Origin of the sequence: Leifsonia poae, assembly GCF_020009625.1 — a bacterium.
Taxonomy (GTDB): Bacteria; Actinomycetota; Actinomycetes; order Actinomycetales; family Microbacteriaceae; genus Leifsonia; species Leifsonia poae_A.
This window is the reverse complement of sequence record NZ_JAIHLP010000002.1, coordinates 1,872,677-1,890,345: the sequence shown is the minus strand read 5'-3', so window position 1 is coordinate 1,890,345 and position 17,669 is coordinate 1,872,677. Positions and strand designations below refer to the sequence as shown.

The following is a 17,669-nucleotide window of genomic DNA, read 5'->3' as shown; positions in this document are numbered from 1 at the left end:
TGCCCCTCACGGGTGCAGAGCGATAAGAACCACAGAACAGAAGGAGAGCAGAAACATGACGATGACGACCGAGACCACCCCCGCGACGGGGGCCGCAGTGCAGCGGCGCACGTTCGGCCCCGATGGACCCGACGTGTCCATCCTTTCGATCGGATCGTGGAACACCTATTCGCGCCTCTCGTTCGAGGCCGGCGTCGCGTTGGTGCAGCACGCCCTGGAGCTCGGGATCGACACCTTCGATGTGGCCTACTACCGTGACAAGCCGCACACCGAGGTGCTGTTCGGGCGGATCCTCGAGGTGGTCGGGGCGCCCCGCGAGCGATACCGCATCGTGGAGAAGACCTGGTTCTCCAGCTATCCCGAGCGCTCGCTCGCGGCACAGCTGGACGCGACGCTGGTGCGCCTTGGGCTGAACGACGTTGACGTGATCCTCTCCGAGCACCCGCGGCCGGGGATGGATGTGCAGGCGATCGCCGAAGAGGTGGCCGATCTGGTCGTGAGTGGCCGCGCGCGCGCCTGGGGCGGGATGGACTGGTCGCCGGAGCAGCTCCGGATCGCCTACGAACACCTCAGCGGGCTCGGTCTGCCCACCCCGCAGGGCGTGCAGCTCAAGTACAGCATCGCGCGCCAAGCGGTGGTGGAGGGGAGCGAGTTCCAAACGCTGCACCGGGATACCGGGATCACGCTGATGGCGTCCGACACGATGGAAGGCGGTATCCTCGCCGGCAAACTGGCGCCCGAGCGCAGGATCGGCATCGACACCGGCAATATCCGCGAGCAGATAATCGCTCTCGTCCCCGACCTCCAGGAGGTGGCCGCGGGCCTCGGGTGCAGTGCGGCGCAGCTGGCTCTCGCCTTCTGCCTCTCGAACGACGCCGTCTCCACGGTACTGTTCGGTGCCACCCGGCCGGAGCATCTGGACGACGGCGTGGCCGCGTTGGGCCTGCGTCGCCGGCTGGGGGCGGAACACATCCGCGAACTGCTGCTGCCGTATGCCGTGAGCGGCCACAAGAACGATGCTCCTTACGAGCATGCGGTCGATCTGACGGCGGACTTCATCGCCTAGACCCGCTCTTCGCCGTCTGGAGGCTCGTCACTCGGTGACGGGCGTCCAGGCGGCGGGCGTCACCCGAGCGTCTCGTCCAGTAGTTGCAGGATGTGGCGGTAGGGCTTGCCGGTCGCGCGGGCCATACCGATTTCGCAGGTTCGGTTGAGGGAGGCATGGTGGGTCGAGTCGAGGGCGCGGACGTCGTCCGCCTCCCCAGCCGTCGCCGATGCCGTCAGCTCGGGGTGGAGCATGCCCCGGTCGCCGGCGAAGGCGCAGCAACCCCAGTCGTCGGGCACGGTGACCGTCTCGGCGGTAGCCGCGGCGACCTGGTGGAGGGCGGAGTCGATGCCGAGCCGGGCGGAGGAGCAGGTCGGGTGCAGGGTGACCGATGGCAGGAGGGTGCCGGCGGGGAGGTGCGGGAGGATCCGTTCGGCGACGAAGGCGACGGCGTCGATCACGTGGATGCCGTGCTCACCCGCCGCCTTCAGGAGGATGTCGAGTCCCTCGGTGCACGAGGATGCGTCGCACACCACCGGCAGTCGGCCGCCCTCCGTCGCACGCAGAAGTGAGGCGGTGACCTTCGCTTTCATCGCCTCGTAGCCGCCGGTCAGACCTTTCGATTTCCAGGGTGTGCCGCAGCACAGGGAGGGGAGATCGTCCGGCGTCGACAGGGTGACGCCCGCACGCTCGGCGAGTCGGAGGAAGGATTCGGCAACCCCGTCGTCGCCGACCGGGCCGAACATGGTGGTGGTGCAGGACGAGAAGTAGATGGCCTCGGGATTCGCCGCGGTGAGGGTCGGACGGCGCTTCCCGCCCGCCGGAAGGTCGTCGGTGTAGAGAGGCACGACATCGGTTCCGAGTGCCGCGCGGCCCAGCTTGGTCGCGAGCGCGGGCAGCGCGGTCGGCAGGATGTCCGCCGCGTCGAGCGCGATGGCGCCGGCGCGGGTGACGGCATCCCAGTGTTTCGCGACAGTTTTTCCCCCGGCCTTGACGGGCCCGGCCGCGGTCTCAGCGCGCAACCGCCGCACGAGGTCACCGGTGTTGATGAGCACGGGGCACGCCGTCTGGCACATCCCGTCGACCGCGCAGGTCTCGACGCCGTCGTACTCGTAGTCCTTCTCGAGTTCGCGCGCCAGGGCGTTGTCTCCGCGATCGCGTGCCGCTTGGAGTTCGCGCCGCACGACGATCCTCTCGCGCGGGGTGAAGGTGAGGTCGCGTGACGGGCACGCCGGCTCGCAGTAGCCGCATTCGACACAGCGGTCCACCTCCTTCTCGACCGTCGGGGCGATCTTCAGGTTGCGGGTGTGCGCCGCGGGGTCGTCGGTCAGCAGAACCCCCGGGTTGAGTTGGAGCCCGGGGTCGACGAGCCGCTTCACCTCCCACATGACGCTGTACAGCTCGTCGCCGTACTGCCGGCGCACGAAGGGGGCCATGATCCGTCCGGTGCCGTGCTCCGCCTTCAGCGTTCCGCCCGCAGCGAGGACGAGGTCGACCATCTCTTCGGTGAACGCCTCGTAGCGGATGAGGCTCCGCGGATCGTCGAAGCGCTCGGTGATCAGGAAGTGGATGTTGCCGTCCTTCGCGTGCCCGAAGATGACGCCATCGCCGTAGCCGTGACGCTCGAAGAGCTCGATCAGGCCGGCGCAGGTGGCTCCCAGCACGTCGACCGGCACCGCGATGTCTTCGAGGAGCGCGGTCGTGCCAGACGGTCGGGCGCCGGCGACGGCCGTGAAGAGCCCCTTGCGGATGTGCCAGAGCCGCTGGCGGATCGTCGCATCGTCTGTCAGGGAGCCAGGGGCGGAGAGGGGGAGCCCGGCGAAGATGCCGGGAGCCCTCGCTCGTCGCTCCGCCAGTTCTTCTGCAGTCTCGCACTGGAATTCGACGAGCAACGCCGCGTGCAGGTCCACCTCGAGGTCGCGCAACACCTCCGGTGCCTCCGGGTCCTGCTGCGCCACCCGCAGGGAGGCCGCATCCATCAGCTCGATCGTCGCGAAACCGGCATCGACGAGCGTGCGGAGCGAGGCCGTGGCTTCGGCGAGATCGGAGAAGATCAGCAGTCCCGTCGCGACGTGCGGGAGGACGGGCACCGTGGAGAACCTCGCCTCGGCGACGAACGCGAGGGTCCCCTCCGAACCGATCACCAGATGCTCCAGGATCCGCAGTGGCTCGTCGTGGTCGAGGAAGGCGTTCAGCCCGTAGCCCATCGTGTTCTTGATCGCGTGCAGGCGTCGTAGGGTCGCGACCGACTCCGGGTCGGTTCGGATGCGGTCGCGGAGCCTGAGGAGCCCGTCGTGGAGGGCGGGTTCCCGTTCGCGCAGCATCGCGGCCGCATCAGCCGACCCCGTGTCGATGACCGTGCCGGACGGAAGAACGAGGATGGCCGATGCCAGCGTCCGGTAGGAGTTCGCGTGAGTGCCGCAGGACATCCCCGACGAGTTGTTGGCGACGACACCTCCGATCGTGCAAGCGATCTCGGAGGCGGGGTCGGGGCCGAGTTTGCGGCCGAAACGCGCGAGTCGCGCATTGACCGATCGCACCGTCGCGCCCGGCTCTGCTCGCACCATCAGACCGTCGTCCTCGACGGTGATGCGGCGGAAGTGGCGGCGGGTGTCCACCAGGATGCCTGCCGTTCCGGCCTGGCCGGACAAGCTCGTCCCGCCCGAACGGAAGGTCACCGGGTTCCCTTGCCCGCGGGCGGCCGCCATGACCCGCGACACCTCGGCGGCGTCCCGGGGGATGGCGACCGCCTGCGGCGTCAGCACGTAGTGTGACGCGTCGTGTGCTCGGGCGAGCCTGTCGACGGCGCGCGTGCGGACGTCGGAGCAGGCGGAGGCGATTGCATCCGTCAGGGTTGGGGCCGTCGGAGCGAGAATGTCGGAGTGCGTCATCGGCCTCTTCCAATAAATGAAATTTGTATCTGCCAAATGGAATACGGCTATGATAGCGAACGCAACGGATCCGGCACCACTCGACGAGAAACGGCGTCATGGAAGACACCATCGAACCCCCTCCGGCGGGCGACGCGGCGCAGAGCCCCGCGGCGGTCGCGGCCGCCCTCGGCCTCCCCACGATCCGCCTCGATGTACTCCGTGCGCTCGCGGCGCACGGCACGGCGACGGTGTCACAGCTCGGGGAACACGTCGGCTGCACCCGCAACGGTCTGGCCTGTCATCTCGACGCATTGGAGCGCATCGGGGTGATCCGCTACGAGATCCGACGCGTGAGCGGAAGCTGTCGGCCGGCCCGCGTCTACCGGCTCGAGTCCGCCCGCGTCGAGGAGGTCGCCTGGCTGGTCTTCGACGCGCTCGTCGACGACCTGCCGACCACGCAGCCCATGCGGGGTGCGGCATGACGGCGCCGGGCGGCATCTTCGACCCTGGAGTCCCGCGGCCGGCGACCGACACGGGGTTCGAATTGGGCGAAGGGCCGGTGTGGGATCCGGTCCGCGAGCGGCTGCTCTGGGTCGACATCCTGGACGGCGCCGTGCTCGACGGCCGGCTCGACGCGCGCGGCGATGTGCTCATCACCGACCGGATCGACTTTCCGTCCGTCGCAGGCGCCGTCGCCGTCTCCACCGACGGCCGGCTCGTCGTCGCCGGCGCGGACCGGCTCCATTTCCGGGAGCCGGACGGCACCCTCACAGCCGGTCCGAGCATCCTGACCGGGATCGATCGTCGTTTCAACGACGGCAAGCCCGACCCGGCCGGGCTCCTGGTCGCCGGTACCAAGAGCGACGCCCGCACCGAGTCCCTCCTGAGGTTCGAAGCCGACGGCCGGGTCACCGTCATCGATGACGACCTCACCCTGTCCAACGGCATCGGCTGGTCGCCGGACGGCAGCCGAATGTACAACGTCGACACCTTCGCGCGCCTCGTGTACATGCGCGACTACGACCCCGTGACCGGTGCGACCGGGCAGCGCGCTGTGTTCGCGACCGTTGGCGACGGATTACCGGACGGCCTCACGGTCGACGCCGACGGCCATGTGTGGCTCGCGCTGTGGGGAGCAGGACGGGTGCTCCGTTACTCCCCGGCGGGCGAGATCGTCGGCCGGGTCGACGTGCCGGCTCCGCACACCTCCTCGGTCGCTTTCGCCGGGGCGGACCTCGGCACTCTCGTCATCACGACGGCTCGAGAAGATCTCACGTCCGAGCAACTGCGCGACGACCCTCACTCGGGTCGCCTCTTCACCCTCCGGCCGGGAGTCAGCGGCGCGCCGGTCGCCCTCTGGTCGGGTACGCCCGCCTCACCGAGACAACACCCCACGAAAGGTCCAGCATGAAACTGCTCCGTATCGGCCGGTTCGGCCAGGAGGCTCCCGCGGCCCTCGCCGGCGAGGCGCACTTTGTCGACCTCTCCGACATCGTCGACGACTTCGATGAGAGCTTCTTCGGGTCCGGCGGTCTGGAGCGCATCGCGCCCATCGTGGCGGATCGTGTCGCCTCCGGGCCGCGGATCCCGCTCGCCGGTCAACGGATCGGCGCTCCCATCGCACGCCCCCACCAGATCATCTGCGTCGGGCTGAACTACAGCGACCACGCGAAGGAGACCGGGCAGGCCGTTCCCACCGAGCCCATCCTCTTCACCAAATCGCCGAACACCATCGTGGGACCGAACGACGACGTGCGAATCCCGCGCGGCGCGACGAAGCTCGATTGGGAGGTCGAGCTGGGCATCGTCATCGGAAAGCGCACCAGCTACCTCGACTCGGTCGAGCAGGCGCGCGACCACATCGCCGGCTGGACGCTCGTCAACGACGTCTCCGAGCGCGCCTTCCAGATCGAGCGCGGCGGCCAGTGGCTCAAGGGCAAGTCAGCGGAGACGTTCAACCCGGCCGGCCCCTGGCTGGTCACGCAGGATGAGGTCGGCGATGTGCAGGAACTCGGGATGCGCCTCGACGTCAACGGCGTGCGCCGACAGACCGGCTCGACCTCCACGATGGTTTTCGACCCGTACTTCATCGTGCACTACATCAGCCAGTTCATGGTCCTCGAACCCGGCGACCTCATCAACACCGGCACTCCGCCCGGAGTCGGGATGGGCTTCCGCCCCGAGATCTGGCTGCAGGCCGGCGACGTGATGACCCTGGAGATCGACGGCCTGGGAACCCAGCGTCAGACAGTCATCCCACCGCGATGAGAGCACTCGTCGTCACCGGCCCGGGCACGCGGAGGTGCGGGAGGTGGAGCGCCCGGTCGCCGCCCCCGGCGATGTGGTCGTCGACGTTCACCGCGCCGGGGTCTGCGGCACCGATGTGGAGCTCTTCACCGGCGAGATGCAGTACCTCCATGATGGCGTCACGACCTACCCGGTGCGGATCGGTCACGAATGGATGGGGACGGTCGCCGAGGTCGGCGACGGCGTCGACCCCGCCTGGCTCGGCCGCCGCGTCACCGGGGACACCATGCTCGGCTGTGGAGTGTGCCGTCGGTGCCTCCGTGGGTACCAGCATGTGTGCGCCTTCCGTGGCGAGCTCGGGGTGCGCGACGGCCGGCCGGGAGCGCTCGCCGAACAGGTGGCGGTGCCGGCGACTTCGCTGCACGCGCTCCCCGACTCCGTCGACGACGCTGCGGGGGCTCTAGTCGAACCCGGCGGGAACGCCTTCCGGGCGGCCGAGGCCGCCGCGACGGCCCGGGCGAGCGCGTGCTCGTGTTCGGGGCCGGAACCATCGGACTGCTCGCTGCGATGTTCGCCCGTGCCCGCGGTGCCGAGGTGCACCTCCTCGGGCGCAGCGAGCGCTCCCTGTCATTCGCCCGGTCGCTCGGCTTCGCGAACGCGTGGTCGGATGCGGAGCTGCCCGAGCTGCCCGAGCTGCCGTGGGATGCGGTGATCGACGCATCGAACGCCCCGGAGCTGCCCAGGCGCGCCGTCGAGCTGGTCGAGCCGGGGCGACGGATCGTGCTCGTCGGGCTCGCGGGCAGCCCGAGTCTCATCGATACGCGCGCTCTCGCTCTGGCCGATGTCACCGCCGTCGGCATCCTGAGCGCCTCGCCCGGCCTGACCGGAACGATCGACGCCTACGCATCCGGCGCCGTCGATCCCCGAGGGCTGGTGGCGGCAACGGTGTCGCTCGACGACGTGCCCGCGATCCTTGCGGGGCAGCGACCCGCGCATGCCGGGCCGGGGCCCAAGTTCCACATCGACATCCGAAGCTCTGGAGGAAACCCATGACACGTGCACTCATCACCGGCGCAGCGAGCGGCCTCGGCGCCGCGACCGCCACCCGACTCCGCGAAGACGGCGTCGACGTCGTCCGTGTCGATCTCGGTGGCGACTGCGATGTCGTCCTCGACATCACCGACGACCGGGCCGTCGCTGAGGCCGCCGCCCGGATCGGAGCCGTCGACATCCTCGTGAACTCGGCGGGGATCGTCGGGCCGAACACACCGCTGGTGTCGACGACCTCCGAGCAGTGGCGCACCGTTCTCGACGTCAACGTCGTCGGCACGGTCGCGATGATGCGAGCCTTCGTGCCCGGGATGGTCGAACGGGGATGGGGGCGGGTGGTCAACATCGCGAGCATGGCTGGCAAAGACGGCAACCCGAACCTGTCGATCTACTCGGCGTCGAAGGCGGCGGTCATCGGTCTCACGAAGTCGGCCGGGAAGGAGCTCGCGACGACGGGCGTGCTCGTCAACGCGATCGCACCAGCCGTGATCGCCACCCCGATGAACGACGACACCTCGCCGGAAGTGCTTGCGCACATCACCAGCCTGATCCCGATGAAGCGGGTCGGCACCGCGGCCGAAGTCGCCGAGCTGATCGCCTGGCTCACCTCTGACAAGGTGAGTTTCTCGACCGGCGCGGTTTACGACATCAGCGGTGGACGCGCGACCTACTGACCGGTCGCCCCGGTCGAGGGGCCGTCCACGATCGTGCGGATTTCGCCGACCGTGTCGATCAGATCTTTCAACGGTCGACGGAAGGCGAGGGCGCTGACGCTGACGGCTCCGGAGACGGCGCCGCCCGGGCCGAATCTGCCGGGCACAGCGATGCAGTTGATGCCCAGCTCGTTCTCCTGGTCGTCGGAGGCCCAGCCGCGGTCGCGGGTGACCTCGAGTTCGTGCCACAGTCCGTCGAGCGTGCCGATGGTGTTCGCGGTGGGTTGCGCGAACGGTCCACGGCCCACGACGGCGGCCAGCTCGCCCCGGTCGTGGCAGAGGCGGCTGAGGAGGAGCTTGCCGACAGCGGTTCGGTACGCCGGGTTGCGGCCGCCGATCACCGAGGTCAGCCGCACCGAACCCGAGGCGGGGTCGACCTTCGCGCGGTAGACGACCTCGGTTCCGTCGAGCACGGCGTAGTGCGCCGTCTCGTCGAACCGTTCGCTGAGCCGCCGGAGGACGGGCTCGATCGCGAGCCGCTCGGGGCGGGCGGCCTGGTTCTCCAACGCCAGCCGTACGAACTCGTCGCCGACCACGTACAGCCCGCGGCCGAGCTGGGCCGCGAAGTTGGCGCGGCGAAGCGAGGCGAGCGCCCGATGCACGGTCGATTTCGGGCTGTCCACCGCCTGGGTGAGTTGGTCGAGCGTCGCCCCCTCGGGTCTTTCGGCGAGGGCGACGAGGACGGCGAGCACGCGGTCGGAGCCGACCAGGCGCTTCGTGCCGGTCTCGACGGTGGCGGGGTGTGGATTCGATGCCATGCGAGCACCTCCTGTCGAGCGCGACGATCGAGTCCATTCTATCGGATCGATATTCCGATAATCGGGATCGCGCGACGACAGGAGGTGCGGCGAAGATCAGCCGATCCGCAGGAGGCGTGCTGCCCGCTCCGCCGGCAGCGTGACGAGAATCGCATCCCCGTCCCAGGCGATCCCGGTCTCGACGTCCGTCGGGAACAGCACGCCGCCCCGCCGGTTCGGCGCGAGATCGCCGAGCGGGATCCGCACGGTGTCCTCGCCGCCCCGCCTCCAGACGGCGAGCAGCAGGCCCTCGTCGTCGATCAGGCCCTGCGCCACCCAGTCGTCGTACCAGCCCGGCAGCCCGAGAGGCCAGACCGGGAGCATGCCCGGGATGCGTTCACGGTACGTGCGGTACACGGCCATCGCCTCCGCGACCGTGCCGAGCTGGGCGGAGTCGAGCTTCCACATCCCACCGCTGAGCTGGGGGCGGGCGAGCAGACCGTTCACGATGGAGAACCGGAGCTCTTCCTCCCCGAACTCGGGCTGCGGGTAGACCCACACGGCGGCCTGCTCCGGCGTGACGCCGCTCGGTGCCCCGGCTGCGATCGTCGCCGATCTGATGTGGTCGGTCTGGTCGCTGGTCGACAGGATGGAGAACTCGGTCATCGACGCATAGTCGATACGTGCGCCGCCGCTCGAACAGTTCTCGATGACGAGACCCGGGTGGCGCTCGAAGAGCCCGCGAATCCACCGCAGGAACCCGCGGTGGTGCTCCAACAGGGCGTCGCCGGCGCTGCTCGTGCCCAGATCCGACCCGACCCCGCCGTTGATGTTGTAGTCGAACTTGAGGTAGCCCAATCCGTAGTCTGCGACGAGCCGGTCGACAACCGCGTCCATGCGGGCGATCACGGCCGCCGAGCGGAAGTCGAGCTGGTGCCGACCCTGGCTGTCGATGCGCGCGCCGTGTCGGGCGAAGAACGCCGACGGGGGGAGGCGGTCGGCGACCGGGCTCTCGACGCCGACGACGTCGGGCTCGAGCCAGAGGCCCGGGATCATGCCGTGTTCACGGATGGCGTCGAAGACCCGCACGAAACCGTTCGGGAACCGCGCTGACGACTCCGTCCATGCTCCGACGGTGTTCCACCACCCGGACTCGTCGGCGTACCAGCCGGCGTCGACACAGAAGTACTCGCTTCCGGCCGCGGCAGCGGCCGCGATCACCGGCAACAGCTTCTCCTCGGTGGGGTCGGCCATCAATGCGTTCATGAAATCGTTGAAGATGATCGGCAAGCGCTCGTCGTCCGCGTTGGGGCGTCGCACGATCCGCCGATACTCGGTGAGCGGGCGCAGTGCGTCTTCCAGGCGGCCGGGCGTGCAGGCGATCGCGAGCGGAACGGCGGAGAATGACTCGCCCGGAGCGAGAGCGCGGTGCCAGTGGTGCTCCTGATCGTTCGGTCCGCTCGCGGAGAGGTACACCGAGGCGAGGTGGTCTCCGACCTCCCATTGCCACGAGCCGTTCGCTTCGATCTGCCAGGCCCAGGTGCGGTCGTTGCCGAGGTCCTCCAGGGCGCCCATCGGCAGGTACTCGGTCGTCGGCTGGGTGCCGATGCTCGAGACGGACACCCGCGACTTCGACGAGTGCACCCCCTCCTCTGTGAATCCGACGTCGACGATTCCGAGCGAGGGGAGCGTGTGCTCGGTCCAATTGAACTCAGCGAACAGGGTGTTGTGCGGTATCCGCAGCCGCACCCGCTCCCGCCAGTCGTCGTCGCGGAACCGGGCGAACCCGTTCAGCGTCAGGCTCGACAGATGCTCGAGGGTGATGGGCGCGGCGGAGTCGTTGACGACCTCCTGCTGCGCCCGCACGATCGGGAGCTCGCCGAAAAGCGTGAAGACGGAGCGCAGCCGCACCCCCTCCGGAGTACTCTGCACGATCTCCAGCTCCGAACCGCCCGTCGTCGCGGTGACCCGGTGGCTCACATACCGGAGCGACTCCGAGGTGCCCAGGGCGACGTGGCGCTGCCCCTGGGGAGGCGCCCGCCGGCGATGAGGACCTCGGCGGGAGCGGTGGCGGTCCTGGCGGGGATGTCGTCGGGCACGCGCCCGGCGACATCCAGCCCGACGATGACGGCGCGGCCCGCCTCCAGCGAGACGCGGAGGCGAACGGTGGAGTTGCCCCAGTCGATCAGCTCGCTCATGCCGAGGGACCCGCCGCGAGCACGCTCGTTTCGTTCGCCCAGGGCGCGTCGACGACACGCGTGGGCGAACCGGATGCGACGGCGTCATTGATCGCGAGGCTGAGGAGCTGGTCGTGGCAGCCGTCCGCCGCGGGATACACCGGAGACCCACCCGCGGCGTATTCGGCCATCCGGTGCATGAGCTCCGCTACCGCCAGTTCGTCGTCGTTGAGTCGCGCACCCCGAAAACGGTTGCGCCAGAGCACGTCGTCGCCCCAGGAGACGGAGTCGACGAACCAGCCCTCGAGGTCACCGTCCGCTCCCGTCGCGGTGCGTTGCAGGCGGCCGGTCGTCACGTGGCGCGGACCGACGACCGAGGAGACCTCGTCGTCGGCGAGCTGACCGCGCTCGCCGTACACCTCGATGTGGCGTGGGCGGAGGGGGGAGAAGTACTGCTCGAAGTCGAATTCGTAGAGGGCGGTGGTGTCGCCGAAGCCGAGCCGTGCGAAGGTGCGGCTCGGCACATACGCCGCCGGTTCGTCCTGCCAGTCGTCGCGCCCGCGCACGGAGAGGACGGGCATCTCCGCCGCCCATCCGGCGATGTCGACCGGTTCGAATCCCGCGCCGAGGAAGGCCCGGATGAGGCTCACGCCGTGATACCCGTGGGCGACCGACATCCGGGTGAAGGAGATGTCGCCGAGCCGGCCGGAGCGGGCGAGGGCGAGCCGTGCCGCAAGGTGGGGCTGGAACCGGTACTGCTCGGCGACCTGCACCCGCAGATCCTTGACGTCTTCGTAGAACGCGAACAGGGATTCGCGCGTCGGCGCAGGCGGTGTCTCTGTCAGAACGGCGTGGCCGGCGCGGGCGAGGGCCACCGTGAGTTCCGGCGCGGTCTCCGGCGGCGCGGCCACGACGACGAAGTCGTAGTCGCCGGTGCGGAAATCGTCGAGTGACGTCGTCGCGTCGAGGCCCCACTTCGCCGAGACGCGCTCGGCGGACGATGCGCTTCGCGTGAGCACGCGGGCGATCTCGAAATGCTCGGGGAGCATCGAGGCCGCTCGGATGAAGTACTCGCCCCGCCAGCTCGCGCCGATGACACCGATGCGGGCCGCCATCAGAGCTCACGTCCGTTGCGTCCGCCGCCGGTGCCGGAGTAGGGGGCGCCGGGGTTCCAGTCGTCGGGTCGGTCCGGCTGCGCGTCGTCGACGGGGAGGGTGACAGTGCCGTGCTCGCGCGCCGACCGATAGGCCGCCTCCACGATCTCCAGGGCTTGGAGCGACGAGTCCGGGATGCTGTAGTCACGTCTCCCGTCGGCGATCTGCGCTGCGAGGTGTTCGAGGTGCCGCTGGTGGCCGCTCACCTCGAACGGGGTGACGTCGATGCGCACGCGATCGTGCCCGGGGGTCACGAGAGTGTAATACGGCTCATACGCCCCGAACTCGATGAACCCGTTGTCGCCGACGATGCGGAAGAGCGCGACGGTGTCGTTCCGGGACATCGGCACGAAGTCACCCGTGTGCATGAGCACGCGCACGCCCGATTCGGTGCGGGCGAGGGTGATCGCGTCCGTCTCGACCTGCATTCCGTCGCGGAATGTCTTCGTCGACGCGTCGGCCGCGGCGAGCACGAACTCGACCGGCTCTCCTCCGGTCAGCGAGACGAAGAACTGCAGCCAGTGGATGCCGGCGTTGATGATGTCCCAGCTAGTGCACTCGATCTCGACGACCCGGAGCGGACCGATGTCTCCCCGACGCACCCGCTCGACGATCTCGAGGGCGGCGGCCTGGGCCATGAGGCCGTGCGGAACGACGACGGGCAGGTCGGCGTCTTTGATCAATCCGAGGATCTCGCGGCCGGCCGCCGTGGTGTCGCCGAGAGGCTTCTCCACGAGGAGCCCTTTCAGGCCGGGGATGCTGAGAGCCGCGCGGGTGAGCGGTAGGTGGGTCGGAGCATACGTCGAGACGCACACCACATCGCTCGGGCTCGAGGCGAACATTTCTTCGGCGCTCGTGTATGTCCGGATCGCAGCATCTTTCGCACGGACCCGTTCGAGGGCCGCCTCGCTCATATCGGCGACGGCGACCAGGGTGAAGTCGTCTGATGCGATGAGTGCGTCGATGCTCAGGGTGCCGCCGGCTCCGGCCCCGATCACGGCTGCGGTCAGGGGTCGTCGGTCGCTCATTTCTCCTCCTTGAGAACGGATGCGGATCGCAGTGTGCGCCCGCAGCAAGGAAACTCTATCTGATAGGTTGGATTCGTCAAGGGTGAGTTCGGCGTCGCGCCGCACGGTCGAGCGGTCTACCCTTGGGGGATCTCGGACAGAGGACGCGAATGAGTCAGAGCAAGCCGAACGGCGAAGGGGCCGACGCCGCGAGCAGCGCAATGCGCCGCGTCGTCGAGCGCGTCGAGGAGTTGGTCTTCGACGAGTTGGAGCCGGGCCATGAGCTTCCGTCGGAGGGCGCGCTGGCGCAGGATCTCGGCGTGAGTCGCCTGACCGTTCGCGAGGGCATGCGCCAGCTGAGCGCACGCGGGCTCATCGAGGTCCACAATGGCCGGAAGCCCGTGGTCGCCGCACCGAACGGGAAGGGTGTCGGTGACTTCTTCCGCACCGCGATCCGCCGCGATCCGCGTGCTCTGCTCGACCTGCTCGAGGTGCGTCAGGCGATCGAGGTGCAGGTGGCCGTTCTCGCCGCCCGCAATGCCAGCCGGGCCAGCCTCACGGCCATGCAGGCCGCGATCGACGGCATGAGGCGCTCGATCGACGCGCCGGAGGACTTCATCGAAGCCGATGTGCAGTTCCACGAGTTGTTGGCCGCCGCGAGCGGCAATCAGCTTCTCACGATCCTGATCGAGGAGCTTTCGGACTCGCAGCGTTCGTCCCGCGTGCAGAGTGTTCTCGGGCACGAGCGCCTGGGGCGCCGTCTGGACGAGGTGCTCGACCAGCACGCCACGATCCTCGGCTGCGTGGAGCGTCGCGACGAGGCCGGCGCGGCCGCCGCTATGCGGGTGCACCTCCGCAGCACCGAGCGCGACCTCACCGCTGCCCTGCGCTGAGCTTCCCGCCCGCACTGATTCGGTGCTGAGCGGCGACGCACCGACGGCCGTCGCAGGGTTCCCCCCTGCCTGCAACGATGCGCTGAAAGCGGGGCATGGCGGACCCCTTCGCGCCGCCAACGATAGAGCTGCTTCAAAATCTATTGTTGACTTTGGGTGCAACCTATCTGATACTTTCATTTCGTCGGGCACCGTTGCCCGCGGAACGACACGAGGGTGGATCGATGAAGATTACGCAGATCGTCACGACAGTCGTCGGCACGCCATGGCGTGAGCTGACGTTCGTCGAAGTCGAGACGGACGACGGCCGGGTGGGTGTCGGCGAGGTGCGGATGGTGAACAAGACCGAGACCCTCCTCGCCGCGATCCAGGAACTCGCCGAGCGATACGTGATCGGAACCGACCCCTTCGATGTGGAGCGCATCGCCTGGGGTGTTCTCTGGAAAGAGTACGGCCGGGCCGGCGAGGTCGCGCAGTCTGCGCTCGCCGCGATCGACATCGCGTGCTGGGACCTGATCGGCCAGGCGTGCGGTCAGCCGATCTGGCGGCTGCTCGGCGGCAAATTCCGCGACGTCGTGCCCGCCTACGCGAACGGGTGGTACCAGGGTGACCGCGACCCGGCGGCGATCGCCGAGTTGGCGCAGACCGTCGTCGCCCGCGGCTACCGCGGACTCAAGCTCGACCCCTTCGGGGCTGCCTCGGCCGACCTCAGCACATCCGAACTCGACCGTTCGGTGCGCATCGTCGAGGCGGTTCGGGATGCTATCGGCGACGATGTGCAGATCATGATCGAGATGCACGGCCGGTTCCGCTCGGCCACCGCCACCCGCGCTGCCGCAGCGCTCGACCACCTCGCGCCGACCTGGCTCGAAGAGCCGGTCCCGCCGGGCAACATCCACGGGCTGCGGAACGTGCGACGCTCCACCCGGCTCCCCATCGCCACCGGCGAGCGCATCCACGAGCTCGAAGAACTCGCCCCTCTGCTGGAGGAGGGCCTCGTCGACACCCTTCAGGTCGACCTCACCCACTTCGGTGGGTTCACCGGGCTTCGCCGCGTTGCGTCGTGGGCCTCGGCATACAACGTGCCGCTCGCGCCGCACAACGTCTGCGGCCCGGTCGGAACCGCCGCGAACGTCCACTTCGGCATCGCGACGCCCAATTTCCAGATCCTGGAGCACTTCAACGACTTCGCCGACTCCTGGGTGCTCGACCTCGTCGACGCCCCCCTGTCGGTCGACCCGGCAACGGGCGGCTTCGCCGCTCCCACCCGACCCGGTCTCGGCGTCCGCCTCGACCGCGAACGTGCAGCCGAACACCCCAGCAACGGTGCGACCTTCAACCTCTTCGCCGTCGGGTGGGAGAAACGCGAGGGCACCCCCTTGACCGCGGGCCTCGGCTCGAACTGACCCTCGCTTCCCCCGGAGCGAGTCGTGCACCACCACAGAAATGGAGTCGGAATGCAACGCAAGATGAGGCGATCACTGTCGATCGCCGCCACGGCAGCCATCGCCTTCGGCCTCGCAGCCTGCGCCCAGTCGGGCTCGTCTGCCGGCAACGACGATGGGTCCTCGACAGGCACCATCAAGGTCTGGGACCTCCTCGTCGGCAGCGACAAGAACTGGAAAGCCGTCATGGACAAGGTCGACACCGAGTTCGCGAAGGAGCATCCGGGCGTCAAGGTCGACCGGATCGCCCAGCCGGCCGACCCGGCCACGATCCACCAGCTGATGCAGGCTGCAGCGCAATCGAAGAACGGCCCCGACCTCGTGATGATCTGGGCCTGGGGGGACGTCCTGACGCTGAAGCCCTCGCTCGTCCCGATCGACAAGTACATCTCGCAGAAGGAACGCGACAGCCTCTCCGGTTGGGAAGGCGTCACCTTCGACGACAAGACGTACGGCGTTCCGATCGGCCTCCAAGGCCTCGGCATCTCCTACAACACCAAGCTGTTCGAGCAGGCGGGACTCGATCCCGACAAGCCGCCGACCTCGACCGATGAGATCCTCAAGGCGTGCACGGCGCTGAACGCCGCCGGCATCACCCCGATCGGCGGCGGCAACAAGGAGGGCTACCTCAGCGGTTGGACCACCTCCACCCTCTATGCCGGATCGGCCACCACCGCGCAAGCGCAGAAGACGGCCACATACACGGCGCCGTTCAACGCCCCGCCCTTCTCCGACGCCGCTGCCGGCGTCATGAAGCTCGTCGACGGCAAATGCTTCGACCCGAACATGCCGGCGACGCCCTGGTACCCGGACGGGTTCCAGAAGTTCCAAGACGGCAAAGCCGCCATGCAGTTCACCATCTACAGTCAGTTCGCCTACATGCAGGACCCGAAGATCGGCCCGTACGTGAAGTTCATCCCGTCGATCGAGAACACCCGGAAGCCCGAGTTCTTGCCGGCCGGCGCCATGAACGTCTGGGCGGTGACGACCTTCTCGCAGCACAAGAAGCTTGCGGCCGAGCTCGCGCTCTTCCAGGAGAGCGCCAAGTTCCAGCAGGAACGGCTCGACAAGGCCGGCTACTTCCCCAACAACAAGGGAGTCAGTCTCGATGAGTTCCTGAAGACGCACGCGGGCGCCGCCCCGCTCGTCGACATGCTGAAGAAGGGGGAGAAGACCTTCCTTCCGGTGCACAACATGCAGGACTCGAAGACGAACGACATCTATCAGAGCCAGCTCGAGCTCGTCATGCTCGGGCAGACCACTCTGAAGGATGCGCTGCAGGCGACCGAGGACTCGCGCAAGCAGCAGTTCCCGGTCCTCATGGCCAAGTAGACCGGAGATCAGGACGATGATGAGCACGAATGTGAGAGCCGATACGCCGGTGGGTGTCACCGGCGGCAGACGCCGGGTGCGCAAGTACTCGTCGTTCGGAACGCTCGCCCTGTTCCTCGGGCCGTCGCTGCTCATCATCGTCCTGCTGCGGATCTGGCCGGTGATCCAGGGGGCGTTCATCGCCTTCACCCAGTGGGACGGCATCCGTCAGCCGGTCTTCAACGGTCTCGACAACTTCGACAGGATGCTGCACGACCCGGTGCTCCTGACTGCGCTCGGGAACACAGGCAAGATTCTGATCCTCGCTCCAGTGTGGATCCTGGTGCCACTGCTGCTCGCGGCCGTGATCCACGACCGGATTCCCGGGGCGCCCTTCTTCAAGATCTCCTATGTGCTCCCGGTGCTGGTCTCTCCGGCTGTCATCGGTGTGCTCTTCGTGATCATCCTCGGCCCGGACGGCCCGCTCAACATCGCGCTGAGGTCGATCGGTCTCGGTGCACTCGCCGTCAACTGGACTGTCGACACGACCCTCGTCATGTGGATCGTCGCCGGGATGCTGATCTGGTCGACCTTCGGCCTGGGTGTGCTCCTGTTCAGCGCCGGGCTCTCATCGGTCGATGAGAGCCTCTACGAGGCCGCGCGCATCGACGGCGCGAACTGGATCCAGCGGTTCTGGTACGTCACGGTCCCCTCGGTGCGTGGCGTCGTCGAGTACTGGACGGTGATGGTCGTCATCATGGCGTTCTCCTCCGCGATCGTGCTCGGGTACGCCTTCTCGCAGGGCGGACCGGGATACTCCTCGACGACCGTCGACCTCTTCATCTACAACCAGGCGTTCCGGTACGGGGCGCCGGGATACGCAACCGCGATCGGCATCACGCTCTTCCTGCTGATCGGCATCCTGCTCGTGATCTTCCTCCGGCTCTCCCGCCGGCGGGGAGAGAACATGTTCGACGATTCGGGGACCCCACTGTGACCGTTCTGCACTCTCCGCGC

The 17,669-nt window shown here is 68.3% G+C and carries 16 protein-coding genes and 1 pseudogene; 11 read left to right on the top strand and 6 right to left on the bottom strand.

Features of this window, described 5'->3' with window-relative positions; translation table 11 throughout:
* Positions 1-55 precede the first annotated feature (55 nt).
* Complete coding sequence (locus K5L49_RS09685) at positions 56-1,066, top strand: aldo/keto reductase (protein WP_223692314.1); 1,011 nt, start codon at positions 56-58, stop codon at positions 1,064-1,066.
* 59 nt (positions 1,067-1,125) lie between these two features.
* Here the strand turns inward: K5L49_RS09685 and K5L49_RS09680 are convergent, their stop codons facing one another.
* A complete protein-coding gene (locus tag K5L49_RS09680) occupies positions 1,126-3,936 on the bottom strand; it encodes an FAD-binding and (Fe-S)-binding domain-containing protein (RefSeq protein WP_223692313.1) in 2,811 nt (936 codons plus the stop codon).
* A gap of 98 nt (positions 3,937-4,034) precedes the next feature.
* Between K5L49_RS09680 and K5L49_RS09675 the strand changes: the two genes are divergently transcribed.
* From K5L49_RS09675 to K5L49_RS09650, 6 genes and pseudogenes are all read left to right on the top strand, one after another.
* Positions 4,035-4,400, top strand: a complete 366-nt coding sequence (locus tag K5L49_RS09675; protein ID WP_223692311.1) for a helix-turn-helix domain-containing protein — start codon at positions 4,035-4,037, stop codon at positions 4,398-4,400.
* Entirely contained in the window at positions 4,397-5,329 is a 933-nt protein-coding gene (locus K5L49_RS09670) for an SMP-30/gluconolactonase/LRE family protein (RefSeq protein WP_223692309.1), read from the top strand. The genes K5L49_RS09675 and K5L49_RS09670 overlap by 4 nt, the downstream gene beginning before the upstream one ends.
* Complete coding sequence (locus K5L49_RS09665; protein ID WP_223692308.1) at positions 5,326-6,186, top strand: fumarylacetoacetate hydrolase family protein; 861 nt, start codon at positions 5,326-5,328, stop codon at positions 6,184-6,186. Before K5L49_RS09670 ends, K5L49_RS09665 begins: the two co-directional genes overlap by 4 nt.
* A gap of 34 nt (positions 6,187-6,220) precedes the next feature.
* Positions 6,221-6,541, top strand: a pseudogene (locus K5L49_RS20075) (alcohol dehydrogenase catalytic domain-containing protein); the annotation flags it as partial.
* A 155-nt stretch (positions 6,542-6,696) separates the two neighbouring features.
* Entirely contained in the window at positions 6,697-7,218 is a 522-nt protein-coding gene (locus tag K5L49_RS09655; protein WP_223692306.1) for a zinc-binding dehydrogenase, read from the top strand.
* On the top strand, positions 7,215-7,889 hold the full coding sequence (locus K5L49_RS09650) for an SDR family NAD(P)-dependent oxidoreductase (protein WP_223692304.1): 675 nt from the start codon (positions 7,215-7,217) through the stop codon (positions 7,887-7,889). The genes K5L49_RS09655 and K5L49_RS09650 overlap by 4 nt, the downstream gene beginning before the upstream one ends.
* Here K5L49_RS09650 and K5L49_RS09645 read toward each other — a convergent pair.
* From K5L49_RS09645 to K5L49_RS09625, 5 genes are all read right to left on the bottom strand, one after another.
* Positions 7,883-8,686, bottom strand: a complete 804-nt coding sequence (locus K5L49_RS09645; RefSeq protein WP_223692302.1) for an IclR family transcriptional regulator — start codon at positions 8,684-8,686, stop codon at positions 7,883-7,885. The two genes, K5L49_RS09650 and K5L49_RS09645, sit on opposite strands and share 7 nt — an antisense overlap.
* A 96-nt stretch (positions 8,687-8,782) precedes the next feature.
* Complete coding sequence (locus K5L49_RS09640) at positions 8,783-10,645, bottom strand: glycoside hydrolase family 36 protein (RefSeq protein WP_223692300.1); 1,863 nt, start codon at positions 10,643-10,645, stop codon at positions 8,783-8,785.
* On the bottom strand, positions 10,642-10,863 hold the full coding sequence (locus K5L49_RS09635; RefSeq protein WP_223692298.1) for a hypothetical protein: 222 nt from the start codon (positions 10,861-10,863) through the stop codon (positions 10,642-10,644). Before K5L49_RS09635 ends, K5L49_RS09640 begins: the two co-directional genes overlap by 4 nt.
* The gene (locus K5L49_RS09630; RefSeq protein WP_223692297.1) at positions 10,860-11,957 is read right to left on the bottom strand and encodes a Gfo/Idh/MocA family protein; all 1,098 of its coding nucleotides are present in this window, start codon (positions 11,955-11,957) and stop codon (positions 10,860-10,862) included. The genes K5L49_RS09635 and K5L49_RS09630 overlap by 4 nt, the downstream gene beginning before the upstream one ends.
* Complete coding sequence (locus K5L49_RS09625) at positions 11,957-13,024, bottom strand: Gfo/Idh/MocA family protein (protein WP_223692296.1); 1,068 nt, start codon at positions 13,022-13,024, stop codon at positions 11,957-11,959. The genes K5L49_RS09630 and K5L49_RS09625 overlap by 1 nt, the downstream gene beginning before the upstream one ends.
* A gap of 149 nt (positions 13,025-13,173) precedes the next feature.
* Between K5L49_RS09625 and K5L49_RS09620 the strand changes: the two genes are divergently transcribed.
* From K5L49_RS09620 to K5L49_RS09605, 4 genes are all read left to right on the top strand, one after another.
* Positions 13,174-13,896 (top strand): FadR/GntR family transcriptional regulator, encoded by a 723-nt coding sequence (locus tag K5L49_RS09620; protein ID WP_223692295.1) that lies wholly within the window; start codon positions 13,174-13,176, stop codon positions 13,894-13,896.
* 224 nt (positions 13,897-14,120) lie between these two features.
* A complete protein-coding gene (locus tag K5L49_RS09615) occupies positions 14,121-15,302 on the top strand; it encodes a mandelate racemase/muconate lactonizing enzyme family protein (RefSeq protein WP_223692294.1) in 1,182 nt (393 codons plus the stop codon).
* A gap of 51 nt (positions 15,303-15,353) precedes the next feature.
* A complete protein-coding gene (locus K5L49_RS09610) occupies positions 15,354-16,673 on the top strand; it encodes an ABC transporter substrate-binding protein (protein ID WP_223692293.1) in 1,320 nt (439 codons plus the stop codon).
* Between the two features lie 19 nt (positions 16,674-16,692).
* Positions 16,693-17,649, top strand: coding sequence for a carbohydrate ABC transporter permease (locus K5L49_RS09605; RefSeq protein WP_223692292.1), 957 nt, complete (start codon positions 16,693-16,695; stop codon positions 17,647-17,649).
* The last annotated feature ends 20 nt before the right edge of the window (positions 17,650-17,669 follow it).

Bases quoted from the DNA above. Each gene is read 5' to 3' on its own strand.
- K5L49_RS09620 (WP_223692295.1), top strand. From the start codon at position 13,174: ATGAGTCAGAGCAAGCCGAACGGCGAAGGGGCCGACGCCGCGAGCAGC.
- K5L49_RS09615 (WP_223692294.1), top strand. From the start codon at position 14,121: ATGAAGATTACGCAGATCGTCACGACAGTCGTCGGCACGCCATGGCGT.
- K5L49_RS09670 (WP_223692309.1), top strand. From the start codon at position 4,397: ATGACGGCGCCGGGCGGCATCTTCGACCCTGGAGTCCCGCGGCCGGCG.
- K5L49_RS09645 (WP_223692302.1), bottom strand. From the start codon at position 8,686: ATGGCATCGAATCCACACCCCGCCACCGTCGAGACCGGCACGAAGCGC.
- K5L49_RS09665 (WP_223692308.1), top strand. From the start codon at position 5,326: ATGAAACTGCTCCGTATCGGCCGGTTCGGCCAGGAGGCTCCCGCGGCC.
- K5L49_RS09605 (WP_223692292.1), top strand. From the start codon at position 16,693: ATGAGCACGAATGTGAGAGCCGATACGCCGGTGGGTGTCACCGGCGGC.
- K5L49_RS09625 (WP_223692296.1), bottom strand. From the start codon at position 13,024: ATGAGCGACCGACGACCCCTGACCGCAGCCGTGATCGGGGCCGGAGCC.
- K5L49_RS09610 (WP_223692293.1), top strand. From the start codon at position 15,354: ATGCAACGCAAGATGAGGCGATCACTGTCGATCGCCGCCACGGCAGCC.
- K5L49_RS09680 (WP_223692313.1), bottom strand. From the start codon at position 3,936: ATGACGCACTCCGACATTCTCGCTCCGACGGCCCCAACCCTGACGGAT.
- K5L49_RS09635 (WP_223692298.1), bottom strand. From the start codon at position 10,863: ATGAGCGAGCTGATCGACTGGGGCAACTCCACCGTTCGCCTCCGCGTC.
- K5L49_RS09630 (WP_223692297.1), bottom strand. From the start codon at position 11,957: ATGGCGGCCCGCATCGGTGTCATCGGCGCGAGCTGGCGGGGCGAGTAC.
- K5L49_RS09685 (WP_223692314.1), top strand. From the start codon at position 56: ATGACGATGACGACCGAGACCACCCCCGCGACGGGGGCCGCAGTGCAG.
- K5L49_RS09675 (WP_223692311.1), top strand. From the start codon at position 4,035: ATGGAAGACACCATCGAACCCCCTCCGGCGGGCGACGCGGCGCAGAGC.
- K5L49_RS09650 (WP_223692304.1), top strand. From the start codon at position 7,215: ATGACACGTGCACTCATCACCGGCGCAGCGAGCGGCCTCGGCGCCGCG.